The organism is Pseudomonas sp. GM55, from assembly GCF_000282395.1.
Lineage (GTDB): Bacteria > Pseudomonadota > Gammaproteobacteria > Pseudomonadales > Pseudomonadaceae > Aquipseudomonas > Aquipseudomonas fluorescens_CC.
The window spans coordinates 1-12,589 of the sequence record NZ_AKJJ01000053.1; the positions used below are offsets into that span (position 1 = coordinate 1).

At 62.0% G+C, this 12,589-nt stretch carries 9 protein-coding genes; 3 read left to right on the top strand and 6 right to left on the bottom strand.

Annotation, left to right across the window (positions count from 1 at the left end):
- Window positions 1–115: 115 nt before the first annotated feature.
- The 6 genes from PMI31_RS14865 to PMI31_RS14895 form a co-directional block, all read right to left on the bottom strand.
- Complete coding sequence (locus PMI31_RS14865) at window positions 116–898, bottom strand: SDR family oxidoreductase (protein WP_008018895.1); 783 nt, start codon at window positions 896–898, stop codon at window positions 116–118.
- Window position 899: 1 nt separating this feature from the next.
- Window positions 900–2,585, bottom strand: coding sequence for an FAD-binding protein (locus PMI31_RS14870; protein ID WP_008018896.1), 1,686 nt, complete (start codon window positions 2,583–2,585; stop codon window positions 900–902).
- Window positions 2,586–2,593: 8 nt separating this feature from the next.
- Entirely contained in the window at window positions 2,594–4,303 is a 1,710-nt protein-coding gene (locus tag PMI31_RS14875; protein ID WP_043302393.1) for an FAD-dependent oxidoreductase, read from the bottom strand.
- Window positions 4,304–4,522: 219 nt separating this feature from the next.
- Window positions 4,523–6,091, bottom strand: a complete 1,569-nt coding sequence (locus PMI31_RS14885) for an amidase (protein ID WP_008018899.1) — start codon at window positions 6,089–6,091, stop codon at window positions 4,523–4,525.
- A gap of 85 nt (window positions 6,092–6,176) precedes the next feature.
- Window positions 6,177–7,829, bottom strand: a complete 1,653-nt coding sequence (locus PMI31_RS14890; RefSeq protein ID WP_008018900.1) for a methyl-accepting chemotaxis protein — start codon at window positions 7,827–7,829, stop codon at window positions 6,177–6,179.
- Window positions 7,830–7,884: 55 nt separating this feature from the next.
- Entirely contained in the window at window positions 7,885–9,348 is a 1,464-nt protein-coding gene (locus tag PMI31_RS14895; RefSeq protein WP_274517737.1) for a coniferyl aldehyde dehydrogenase, read from the bottom strand.
- A gap of 169 nt (window positions 9,349–9,517) precedes the next feature.
- On the opposite strand from PMI31_RS14895, the gene PMI31_RS14905 reads away from it, so the two are divergent.
- The 3 genes from PMI31_RS14905 to PMI31_RS14915 all read left to right on the top strand — a co-directional run bounded on the left by PMI31_RS14905 (window position 9,518) and on the right by PMI31_RS14915 (window position 12,569).
- Window positions 9,518–10,501, top strand: coding sequence for a flavin reductase family protein (locus PMI31_RS14905; protein ID WP_008018902.1), 984 nt, complete (start codon window positions 9,518–9,520; stop codon window positions 10,499–10,501).
- Window positions 10,498–11,826: a spinster family MFS transporter gene (locus tag PMI31_RS14910; protein WP_008018903.1), complete on the top strand. Its 1,329-nt coding sequence runs from the start codon at window positions 10,498–10,500 to the stop codon at window positions 11,824–11,826. Before PMI31_RS14905 ends, PMI31_RS14910 begins: the two co-directional genes overlap by 4 nt.
- A 140-nt stretch (window positions 11,827–11,966) precedes the next feature.
- The gene (locus tag PMI31_RS14915; RefSeq protein ID WP_008018904.1) at window positions 11,967–12,569 is read left to right on the top strand and encodes a TetR family transcriptional regulator; all 603 of its coding nucleotides are present in this window, start codon (window positions 11,967–11,969) and stop codon (window positions 12,567–12,569) included.
- The last annotated feature ends 20 nt before the right edge of the window (window positions 12,570–12,589 follow it).

The window sequence follows — 12,589 nt, forward strand, 5'->3', positions numbered from 1 at the left end:
TCGCAATTGAACGCGTTTCCCTTGTAGGAGCGAGCTTGCTCGCGAAAAACGCCGGGACAACGCGGGCATTCAGGCAGCCAGCGTTATCGTTGACGACCATCGCGAGCAGAGGGATTTAGATACTCATCACCATCTGCCCACTATCGATGCGCAACTCAACACCATTGATCGCCCGGGCCTCGTCGCTGGCCAGGAACAGCACGCTGGCCGCCACATCCTCGGGCCGACACATGCGGTTCATCGGGTCGCTATCGATGGTCAGGCGATTCGGGTCGACGCCCTCGGGGAAGCCGCCGCGAGTCATGTCGGTAAGTACGCCATCCGGATGCAGTGTGTTGCAGCGGATGCGGTATTTGCGCCGCCGGCACAGGACCGCCACCGAACGCGACAACGCCGCCACCGCCCCCTTGGAGGCGCTGTAGGCCAGATAATCGTCACGCCCGGCCAGGGCCGCGATGGACGACAGGTTGATAATCGAACCACCGCAGTCCTTCATCAAAGCGATGCCTTCGCGACAGCCCAGAAACACACTGTCGGCATTCACTCGCAGCACCTTGCTCCACTGCTCCAGACTGGTTTCCTCGATCGAGCCGCCGATCAGGATGCCGGCGTTGTTGACCAGGATATCCAGGCGACCGTAGTGCGCGCGCACATGGTCGATGACCTGGCGCCACTCATCTTCGCTGCTGACGTCGTGGCGAATAAAGGCTGCAGTCGGCCCGATTTCAGCCGCCAAGGCCTGGCCAGCCTCGACGTCCAGATCACTGATCAGCACCTGGGCACCTTCAGCCGCCAGCAACCGCACGCTGGCAGCACCGATCCCTTTGGCGCCACCGGTGACCAGCGCGACCTTGCCGTGAACCCGGCCGTTCTTGTTATGTTGATTGAGCATCATCATCTCATCTCATCTCGTATGCGTGAATCGATTGAGGTTGCTGGGCGCGGGCGACAGCGGCGCCGGCACGACGACCGGAGAACACGCAGTCGGCCAGGGACAGACCACTGATGTACAAGTGCGAAGGAATGCCCAAGGCACTGCGCCCGGCTGCATACAGGCCACTGATGGCTTGCCCCTGTTGGTCCAGCACCGCGCCGCTGCGCTCATCCACGCGCAAGCCGCCCAGGGTCAGGGCTCCCAGAGGGAAGACCGGATTGGTCACGGAGATATCGCAGGCATAGAAAGGCCCCTGCTCAAGCACCTGGCGTCCGCCCTCGGACTTGCCGAACGGCTCCGGCGCTTCGCCACGGGCGGCGGCGTTGGCGGCCAGCACCGACGCACGCAGCACGGCGGGGTCCATGGCGGTCGCACTGGCCAACTCACTCAGGCTCTTGCCCTTGCGAACCTTGAACAGCATCAACGCCAGAGCCGGAAAACTCTGGAACCACCAGTAGCCGCCGAACAGCGCCTCGCGAATGGCCTTCTTGCGCAACGGTGCATCCAGCACCAGCCACGCCTTGCCGCCCTGCTCTTCCATCAACGGCTGGCCCAGGGTGGCACCGTAGACTTCTTCATTGCAGAAGCGCCGGCCCTCGCGATTGACCACGATGCCTTTGTGCCAACTGTACGGCGGATTGAGGAAGCGCCACGCCGATACCCGCTCAAGCCCGGCGCCCTGGCCACCGACACTCGCACCCAGGCGCAAGCCGCTGCCATCGCAGCCGGTAGCACCGACCTTGAAGTTGCGCCGGAACTTCGGCGCGTGCTGCTCGATCAACTGGCGGTTAAAGATGAAGCCGCCAGTCGTCAGGATCACCCCGTTGCGCGCCAGGACCCGCCGTGGCCGGGCGAAATCCCGTTCGAGCTGGCAGACCTTTTGCCGCAGTTTCTTGCAATAGCCGGCGGCGAAGTTCTGCAGGCGTTCGGCGCGGGCCGCCAGTCGCGCATGCAGTTCAGCCTCTTTGCTGCCTTCGGGCAGGCACCACAACTCGACGCCCAGCACCCGTCCCCGGGGATCGATCACCAGTCGCCGCGCCGCCGCCTGCAACAGTGGCCGGGCTCCGGCCTTCAAGCACGCCGCCTTGAGATGGGTATAGAGCACCGCGCCGCCCTGCCCCTTGCCCACGGTGCGATGACCACGTGGCGCCGGGGGCAAAGGACCACCGTGGTCGGGCACCAACTCGTTACCGGAGTAATAGAGGAAGTAACCGTCGGGCGGATACGAGGTCTTGCCCCCCGGTGGCATCTGGTGGGCGTAGGGCGCGCCGTGGCTTTCCAGCCACTGCAGGTTGCTCACGCTGTCGGCACAGAAACGCCACAGGGTGTCGTCGCTGACCACACCCCGGGTTTCGTGCTTGAGGTAATCGAACATGGCTTCGGGGCTGTCGTTGAAACCCGCTGCCTGCTGATGGCGAGTGCCGCCACCGGCGTACACCACCCCGCCGCTCTTGGCGCTGGCACCGCCGCCGGTGAAGCGGTCGGCGATCAGCACATCGGCGCCCTGGGCGCGAGCCTCCAGCGCGGCGCAGGCACCGGCCGCGCCCCAGCCGACGACCAGCACGTCACATTGTTCGTCCCAGGTCAGGCTGTTGCCATCGGCCACCTGCAAGGGCGGCAGTACTTCGGTGCTGGGGATGTTATCGGACATAGCCCCTCCTAACGCTGGCTGGCCAGGTGGTTGGCGGCAACATAGCCGAAGGTCATCGCCGGTCCCAGGGTGCCACCCGCCCCCGGATAGCTGGTGCCCATCACCGACGCCGAGCAGTTGCCGATGGCGTACAAGCCGGCGATGGCGGTGCCATCTTCGCGCACCACTTGTGCATGTTCGTTGGTCAGCAAGCCGCCCTTGGTGCCGATGTCCCCGGCATCCAGGCGCATGGCGTAATACGGGCCTTTGCGCAGCGGCGCCAGGCAAGGGTTGGGTTTGACGTTGCAATCGCCGTAATAACGGTCGAAGACGTTGCCGCCACGGGCGAAGTCGAGGTCCACACCGCTTTGGGCATAGTCGTTGACCTTGCTGACGGTGGCTTCCAGACCGGCACTGTCGACGCCGATCCGCCGGGCCAGGCCGTCCAGGGTGTCAGCCTTCCAGTACAGGTTGTTGAGCCACTCCTTGCGCAGGCGGCTGTCGGGCATGATCTGGCCGGGCATCAACGGGCCCATGGCGTAGTTGAAGCGGAAATGCGCGTCGAAGATCACCCAGGCCGGCACCGATTTCCCGCCGGTCTTCTGGTTGTCCCGATGCATGGCATCGACGAACTCCAGGTACGGCGCTGCCTCGTTGACAAACCGTTGCCCCTGGCCGTTGACCACGATGGCGCCGGGGAACGCCCGTTCGGCGAAGATCCCCCGGGGTTTGTCCTCTCCCGGTACGGCAATGGTCGGCGCCCACCAGGCCCAATCCATCAAGGCGGTGGCTGCGCCCTGAGCCATGCCGGCTTCCAGCGCCGCGCCGGTGTTGTTGCCAGGCGGTGTCGCACTCCAGGTTTTGCGGGTTGGCTTGGGCAGGTACTGGTCGCGCAGGACCTGGTTTTGTTCGAAGCCACCCGAGGCCAGGATCACCCCCAACCGCGCATGCAGTTGCAGTTCGGCACCGTCACGACGCACGGTGATGCCGCTGATCCGTCCGTTGTCGGTGATCAGGCCGCAAAAATCGGTGTTGAGCCACAGCGGAACATTGCGATCCATCAGCGAGCGACGCAACGAGGCCACCAGCGAACTGCCCAGGGACGCACGGCGATCAATCTTGCTTTTGCGCCGCCACTTGAAGTCCAGCTTGTAACGCAGCATTAGTTTCATGATCAGCAGACGCCAGCCGAAACTGCGAGCCATGACCTTGTGCGCATCACGCGCAGTCCAGGCGATGCACCCCATCAGCAGAGTTGAAGGCGATGGCTTGCGCAGGTTTGCCAGTTCGTCACCCAACAAACTGGTGTCGAAAAATTCAGGGTCCAGGGTCCGCCCACCGGCAAGGGCTCCCGGTAAATGCGGATAGTAATCAGGATATTTGGCCGCTACTGCATAACGCACCCGGCTGTTGCGGGTGAGCTGTTCGATCATCTTCGGCGCATTGTCCAGGTAGGCACGCAGGCGTGTTTCATCGACATGCTCGCCCGCAGCCGCTTGCAGGTAAGTCAGGGCCGTGGCGTAGCTGTCGTTGCCGTTCATGCGCGCGAAGTAATGGTTGTTGGGGATCCAGATACCGCCGCCGGAGATCGCCGAGGTGCCGCCGTACTGGTCGCTTTTCTCCACCACCAGCACGCGTAAACCCTGGTCGGCGAGGAATACCGCCGATGTCATCGCACCTGCGCCCGAACCGACGACGATCACGTCGTAGTGGGTCTGAGACTGAACTTGAGCCGTCATTGTTGTTATGCCATTAGCTGAGGTCAGAAAGAAACCGCCGACCACGCAGGGTGCGCTGGCGGAGTGCAGCCCATGATCGGGGCTGCGGGGGGACGGGCTCATCGTCAAAGTGGACTAGGGGATGTTAACGCCCCCCCTGTAGGAGCTGGCTTGCCAGCGAAGGCGATCTCAGGGACGCCTTCGCTGGCAAGCCTGCTCCTGCAAGGCGGAGGGTGTGGGTTATAGCGTGGCGCGCCTGGCGGCCCACGGATGGGCCTGTTCCAACTGGCTCGCCAGGCGCAGCAACACGTCTTCGCCACCCAGGCGAGCGGTGAACATCATGCCCACCGGCAGGCCGTCGGCGCTCTGGCCCAGCGGCAGGGAGATGGCCGGCTGGCCGCTGACATTGGCTATCACGGTGAAACCGGCGCTGCCCATGGCCTGATGGACGTAGCTGTCCCAAGGCTGGTCAAGCGACAACAGACCCAGCTTCGGGGTCAGGCTGCCCGTGACCGGCGACAGGATCACGTCGTAGCGTTCGAAGTGCTGCTCCATCGTCGCGCCAATACTCTCGAACGCTTGCCGCGCGCGGTACAGGTCTTCGCCGCTGGTGGCTTTCGAGCGTTCGAGGTTGACCAAGGTGATCTTCTCCAGATCCTGAACCGTGGCAGCCCGTCCGAGTACCTGCTCCCGGTCATGAATCTGCACACGCAATGCCATGCCGAGCGCAGTGCCATGGGCACCGAACAACTGGCGCGGATCGATGTTCAGCGTCAATTCGTCGAGTTGATGCCCAAGGGCCAACAGTTGCTTGATGGTCTGTTCCAGCGTGGCGGCAATCGCCGGATCCAAAGGGGCGCCGGTCAGTGATTGGCGTACCACGGCCACGCGCAACTTACCCGGATCACGTTGCAATTCTTCCACATAAGGCCGAATCAACGGTGGGCACCAATATGCACTGCCCGCCTCATGCCCCTGACCGGCATCGAGGAACAGCGCGGTATCGCGCACCGTGCGCGACACCACATTGGCAGCGCTGGCTCCAAACGAACCTTCGAAATGCAGTGGCCCGCTGGGGGTGCGATAGCGGGTCGGCTTGAGCCCGACCACGCCGCAGTACGAAGAGGGAATGCGGATCGATCCGCCGCCATCAGTGGCATGCGCCACGGGAACGATCCCCGCCGCCACCGCTGCGGCCGAGCCACCAGAAGAACCGCCTGCGCTCATGGCCAGGTTCCACGGGTTATGAGTCTGGCCCCAGGCCAGGGATTCGGTGGTGGTGGTCAAGCCAAACTCGGGGGATGCGGTCTTGCCGAACGGCACCGCACCGGCCTGCTCGTAGCGGGCGATCAGGGTGCTGGTGCGGGCAGCGGGCGGTGAGTCCTTGAACATCCGGCTACCGTTACTGGTGATCGTACCTTGTAGCGTGGTGTTCAGGTCCTTGAACAGCAGCGGCACACCGGCCAGGGTGCCCTGGTTGTAGGTGCCGGCGGCGCGGCGCTGGGCGAGCAGGGTACGCGCGTAGGTTTCATGCAGCATATTCACCGCATTGACCTTGGGGTTGACCTCGTTGTAGCGGGCCAGCGCCGCCGCCAACAGGTCCTCGGCGCTCAGTTCGCCACTGCGGATCGCCTGACTCATCGCCCAGGCATCCATGGCCTGGTAATCGCTGGCCGACAGTCCCGCCGCGCGAGCGTCGGCAAAACGTCCCAGAAGCCCGACGCCGAGAGCCACGGCACCGGCCTTGAGCACGCTGCGGCGCGGCCAGCCTGTGGTGGAGTTGAGTGGTGCGTTTTCGTGGTTATCCATTGTAATGATCGCGCCCTGATTTTGTGGGTTATTGAGGGATTGAGGCCCAATTCCTTACGGTATTCAGATGGAACAAGGCAGGTGTTCAAGCGACATTAAAGCGCGCCGACAATTGATCCAATGCCCGCGCCAGTTGTTCCAGGTCCGCGGCGGCAACCGCGCTACGCCCGGCGTTGGCCGACAATGCTCCGGTGCCGGTGGAGACACTCTCGACCCGGCTGACCATTTCCCGCGTGACGCGCGCCTGTTCGGTAATCACGGCGGCGATGGTGTCCACGCTGCGGATTACATCATCGGTGCCACTGCGAATCTGCGCCACTGAATCGCCAGCCTCATGGGCCAGGTTGACGCCGTCGCGTACCCGGCTGACTACCCGGCCCATGCCCTCGACCACCGCCAGCGTGCCTTCTTGAATGCGCTGCACGGTGAGGTCGATTTCGCCAATGGAACTGGCGGTGCGCTGGGCCAAGAGGCGTACCTCGTCGGCGACCACGGCAAATCCACGACCAGCCTCGCCAGCGCGCGCAGCCTCAATCGCAGCGTTCAGCGCCAGCAGGTTGGTTTGCTCGGCAATGCTGCGAATCACCTTGAGCACATGGCTGATCTCCCCTGAAAACCCTTCGAGCTCACGAATGTGCACGGCCGTGTCACTGATCACGTCACTGATGCGGTTCATCTCCTGGGCCATGTCGCGGATAAAACCCTCGCTCTTGCCCGAGCGTCCCGCCGAATTCTGGGTGATGTCGCGTGAGACACCGACCTGGTTTTCCACTTCGCCGATCGACCCCGACAGATCCTCCACCGCCCGGGAAATTCCGCGCACCGCGTCCGCCTGGTGCTGGGTGGCCGTGGAGGCCAATTCCGCCGACTCGGCCATGTGCGCCGCTTCACGGCTGACACGCTGCACCAGTTCGCGCATTTGTGAAATCAGCCCGTGCAGACTGTCACGCATCCGTGCAATGTCACGCAGCATCAGCGCGAATTCGTCGCCGCCCTTGATTTCTATCGGCTGCACCAGATCGCCACTGGCGATGGCCCGCACGCTGGCACCGGCCTGGGCAAAAGCGCGCTTGAGTCGCCGCAGAGTGGAAAACGCCGTGAGGCTGCCCGCCAGCCCGCCCACCACCGCCAGTACCATGTAAGCCCAAAGTGTCGAGCGATAGCGGCGTTCTGCCGCCTCGTAGGCGTGCGCGGCGCTGGCTTTCTGCAGCGCCTGCAACTTGCTCAACTCGGCCACGGCGGCGCTGCCCTCAGGCTCGGCCATGCGCAGAAAAGACAAGATGCCCGGCAGGCGAAAGTCGCCGACGCGAAAGGATTCCAGAAGGATCCCCAACTCGTCCTGCCACGCCTGATAGTGTTTGTCGAACGTATCGGCCGCCTGCTGCTCTTCGCCGCTCAACGTGCGTTGACGATAGTTCGTCCAGACCTCGGCCAGTGCCCGGTTGTTGCTTTCGATGGCGCTCAGGGTGGCTTCCACCGGACGGTCGAACGCTGCCACCAGCGGGCCTTCCGGGTCTTGCTGGATCGCCAGCAAAACCTGGCGCCGACTTTCACCGAGCCGATATTCGATATCACCGAACATCAACAATGTTGCCAGGTTGTCCTCGTTGATTGCCCGCAGGCTGTCGCGTGCCTGCTGCAAACCATAGGCGCCGAACAGCACCGCCAGGACGAACAGCAAAGTCGCCAACAGCGCCCAGAGCCACAGGCGCTGGGCGATAGTAATTACCTTGAACATAACCAATGGCCTGTCTCATGCAGCGGATGGGGGGCGCAAGGCCCCCACGCTGAAATCAGTCGCAAGTGACCCCGGCCAGCATGGCCGCCAGATAGTGCTCGCCATAAGGCGGCAACAGACCCCATTCGCGGCGCGGGTCGTGGGCCGATGCCTTGAACACCGTGCGCAAATGACTGAATTGGAGAAAGCCTTCGCGACCATGGTAATGGCCCATGCCCGAGGCGCCGACGCCGCCGAACGGCGCATCGTGCATGGCGGCGTGCATCATCACGTCGTTAATGGTGACCCCACCCGACAGGGTGTGCTCCAGCACGTGACGTTGCTCCTGCGCATCTTCGCCGAAGTAGTACAGCGCCAGCGGACGTGGTCTGCCGTTAATGTCAGCGATGACCCGATCGAGGTCGTCATAGCCGAGCACGACCATCGCAGGGCCAAAGATTTCCTCGTGCATGATCTGGCTGTCCGGGGCCGGATCTACCACCACCCGCAGCGGGCGCCGACGGTCTTGTGCATCCACGGCCAGGGGTTCGGGCAGGCACTCGATGCGCGCACCGCGCAACTGCGCGTCCTCGACCAGGCTCTCGACCCGGTCCAGGTGACGCTGGTTGACCACCGCCACCACATCCGGGTTGCCAGCCACTGTCGGGTTGAGGTCGCGATAGGCACTGCGCAATGCATCGAGGAACGATTCGAGCTGGGCCTTGGGCACGTACACCAGGTCCGGGTTGATGCAAATCTGCCCGCCATTGCAGGCCTTGCCCGCGGCGATACTGAACGCCGCCTTGTTCAGGTCGGCAGTGCGCGAAACGATCACCGGCGACTTGCCGCCGAGTTCCAGGGTCACCGGCACCAGGTTTTTTGCGGCATTGCCCATCACTAGCCGGCCAATCGCCGTGCTGCCGGTGAACACCAGGTGATCGAAGGGCTGGCTACTGAAGGCCTCGCCCAATTCCGGCCCGCCGTTGACCACCGCCACCACCAGCGGGTCGAGGTGTTCGGTGCACAGGCGCGCCACCAGTTCGGCGGTGCGTGGCACCACTTCCGAAGGTTTCAGGATCGCCCGGTTGCCGGCGGCCAGGGCCGAAGCCAACGGACTGAACAAGGTATACAGCGGTGCGTTCCAGGTACCCAGGATGCCCACCGTACCTTTTGGCTGATGCATGACCCAAGCCCTTGCCCCGAGCTGGTCATAAGGGGCAAACATCTCGCGCGGTTCGTCCTGCATCCATTCCGGCAGATGGTCACGGGCATATTTGAGCGAGGCCAGTGCACCCAGCACGTCATTCATCAATGAAAATCCGGCAGGCCGCCCGCCGAAATCCTCGTCGATTGCCGTGGTCAATGCAGCATGGTTGCGGACCAACAGGTCGATCACTTGCTGGAGTCGCTGGCGACGGGTGGCGGCACTGACACTGCCAGCGCCGGCAAAGGCTTTTTTCTGTTGCGCCAGCAGGCTGGAAAGGTCTTGGACGCAAGACGCGGCTGTACTCATTGTTATCCCCTTGCAGGTTGGCTCGATGGCCGTTGAGCGCCCGATGCGCCTGGCACCACCCTAGCCTCGCGACCACCTGCGCCGCCTCGTCCAATCGGACGAGGCCGTACATTGGCGTTAGTCCGTTGAGACGATGTTCAGTGCCTGCAAACGCCCAATACTGGCCATACGAAAACCCCACTCCATGAGGCCAGTCATGGCAATGCAAAACATCAGCTTCGATCCCCAGGCGTTTCGTGCCGCGCTCGGTACGTTCACAACCGGGGTCACGATCATCACCACCCAGACCGAAGACGGTTCGCCCGTGGGCATTACCGCCAACAGCTTCAACTCGGTTTCACTCAACCCGCCACTGGTGCTCTGGAGCTTGTCCAAGCAAGCGCGCAGCCTGCCGGTGTTCAGCAGCGGCAAGCATTGGAACGTGCACGTGCTGTCCACGGAGCAGGAGACCCTGTCGGGACGTTTCGCCACCCAGGGCGAAGACAAGTTCGCCGAGATCGAACTCGATCATGGCGTCAGCGAGGCACCGCTGCTGCAAGATTGCACGGCGCGCTTCCAGTGCCGCACGGCCTTCCAGTACGAAGGCGGCGACCACGTGATCTTTGTCGGTGAAGTCCTCGCCTTCGATCACAGCGACCGAGCGCCGCTGGCGTTCCAGAGCGGCCAATATGCCCTGGCCACGCGCAAGCCACGCAGCGAGCTGCGCCTGGCAACCACTCCACCGCCACCGGAGTGCTGCTACACCGAGGACTTGCTCGGTTACCTGTTGGGGCGTGGCCATTACCAGGTACTGAACGCCTTGCGCCAGTTGCTGAACAGTCAGCAGCTGGACGAACAGACGTTTTTTGTCCTTTCGATTTTGTGCATCCGTGACAACCTGACCCTTGAGGAAATCAACACCTTCGTCAACTACACCGGCCGCGAAGTCACGCTGGCGAGCATGCGTTTTCTCGAACGTCAGCGCCTGGTCGCGTTCGAGGGCTCGGCAGATTCGCTACGGTTTGTCCTCACGGCTCAGGGCCGCGAGGTTTCCCTGCATCAACTGGCGCTGGCCAAGGCCGTGGAGGAAGACCTTTCGGTCAAGCTTGGCGCCGCCGACGCTCAAGCCTTGAAGGTCTTGCTCAAGCGCCTGATCGTGGTCAGTGATCCTGGGTTGCCAGATTTGTGGGCACCGCGATGACAGCCCGCGCAGGGTTGTTGTCACCGGTCAGTGTCGGCTGGGGCAGCCATGGCTTGCTATTGCTGCTGGCCATGGTGTTTGCCGACAACTTCGTCGGGCGACAAATACTCGCGGTCATGGTCGAACCGATCAAAGCCGAATTCGCGGTCAGCGACACCGCCATCGGCTTGATCTCGGGCCTGGCTTTCGCCGCCGTCTATGCGCTGATGGGGCTGCCAGCGGGACGGCTGGTGGACCGCATGCCGCGTATCCGCCTGCTGGCAATGTCTTGCCTGTTGTGGGCCGTGGCGACCATGGCTTGCGGGTTGGCCGGCAGCTTCCTGGCGCTGGCCTTTGCGCGGATGCTGGTTGCCGTCAGCGAATCGCCGACGACGTCGGCCTCGCTGTCGTTGATCGCTGACCTGTATCCACCACAACGACGCTCGTTCGCCATCAGTTGTTTTACCGCAGCGCCGACCTTTTCCTCGATCATCGGTTTGAGCATCGGCGCCTGGGTGGTGGAGCATTACGGCTGGCGCAGTGCGTTCATTGCCCTTGGCGTGCCGGCCCTGCTGTTCAGCGCCATCCTGGCCTTCGCCGTGCGTGATCCGCAGCGTGGCCGCTGGGACCTCACGCCACACCTCCACACGCAACCTGCATTACTGGGCATGCGCGCCGAAGCACGCAAGCTCTGGGCGTTGCCAGCCTACCGCTGCCTGATCCTGGCAGGCGGCCTGACCACACTCAGTTCCTATGCCATTGGCATGTGGAACACCAGTTTCCTGGTGCGCTCCCACGGTTTGTCATTGCAACACGCTGGATTGTTGGCGGGGGTGATCTGCGGTACTTCGGCCGGGATAGGTGGCCTGTTCAGTGGCTGGTTGAGTGACCGCCTGAGCCGTCGCAATCCACACTGGCAAGTCTCGATTCCGATATTCGGCCACTTGGCGGCCATCTGCGCGCTGGTCCCCTATCTGCTTTGGCCCGACTCCCTGTTGGTGCGTTTGGGCGATGTGCCGATTCCATCCGCCATGGTCTGGTGCGCGCTCTATTCCTTCTTCGCCGTGTGGTGGGTCGCCCCGTCCTACAACCTCGTCACCCAACTGGTGCCACCCGATCGACGCGGTACAGCCATGGCTCTGCAAACTATCGTCAGCACACTGCTCGGGGTTGGCGTCGGGCCACTGATAACCGGCTTGTTCAGCGATATGTTGCTACCGCTGTTTGGCCACGAGTCATTGCGGTATGCGCTGCTGCTGGTGAACTTGCCGGTCATTTGCGCAGTGCTATTGCTGATGCGCACCGCGAGCAATGCCTCCAGAACGGGCTATAGCCACAGGGGATAAATTGAGTCCAGTCCTATGGTGAAAATGCTTTCATTCTCAGAATTGCGGCGCGCGTGTCCCTTTACGTGGAGATGAATGAGCCTGCATCAATCTACGAAGCGTATAGACCACGATTTCATTTATCCAACAGACGGGTCCACATGCAAACTACCATCGCATCAGCCAATCCAGTACACAGCGCTCGCGATCGAATTCTTGACGCTGCGGTTGAACTCTTTGCCACTCGTGGCTTTCAGGCAGTCGGCTTGCGAGATCTGGCAAGCTACCTGGGATTGCATGCCGGATCGTTATACCATCACATCGATAACAAACAGGCCTTGTTGTTCGAACTCATGGAATCTGGCTTATTGGATTTACTGCAGGAAACGAAGCGTCGAATGAAGTTTGCCCGGAGCCCTTGCGAGCGACTGAATTTATTTATTAAAACCTTCGTCAAATTCAAATTTAATGAAAAACACAAGTTAACTCTGATTACCAGCGAGTTTGCCAATCTTAACAAAGAACAACAGACTCGGATTATTCAGCTGAAAAACATATATTCATCGCTTTTAAGCACCGTTATCACCAATGAGTGCAATGAGAAAAAAAAGCTTAGTGGCGACATCTTCCCACTTACTAATACAGCCGTCATCATTCTATTTGGGCAGTCACAGTGGTATAGCTCTGAAACAACCGAACAGGAGCTCGCAGCGACACTAACAAATATTATTACACACATAACTGCCAATTACAGAAGCAACTAAAATTGATTCATCTTTACAAC

Excerpts from the sequence above, each read along its gene's own strand:
- PMI31_RS14905 (WP_008018902.1), top strand. The coding sequence starts at position 9,518 with ATGGCAATGCAAAACATCAGCTTCGATCCCCAGGCGTTTCGTGCCGCG.
- PMI31_RS14870 (WP_008018896.1), bottom strand. The coding sequence starts at position 2,585 with ATGTCCGATAACATCCCCAGCACCGAAGTACTGCCGCCCTTGCAGGTG.
- PMI31_RS14875 (WP_043302393.1), bottom strand. The coding sequence starts at position 4,303 with ATGACGGCTCAAGTTCAGTCTCAGACCCACTACGACGTGATCGTCGTC.
- PMI31_RS14910 (WP_008018903.1), top strand. The coding sequence starts at position 10,498 with ATGACAGCCCGCGCAGGGTTGTTGTCACCGGTCAGTGTCGGCTGGGGC.
- PMI31_RS14885 (WP_008018899.1), bottom strand. The coding sequence starts at position 6,091 with ATGGATAACCACGAAAACGCACCACTCAACTCCACCACAGGCTGGCCG.
- PMI31_RS14865 (WP_008018895.1), bottom strand. The coding sequence starts at position 898 with ATGATGATGCTCAATCAACATAACAAGAACGGCCGGGTTCACGGCAAG.
- PMI31_RS14890 (WP_008018900.1), bottom strand. The coding sequence starts at position 7,829 with ATGTTCAAGGTAATTACTATCGCCCAGCGCCTGTGGCTCTGGGCGCTG.
- PMI31_RS14915 (WP_008018904.1), top strand. The coding sequence starts at position 11,967 with ATGCAAACTACCATCGCATCAGCCAATCCAGTACACAGCGCTCGCGAT.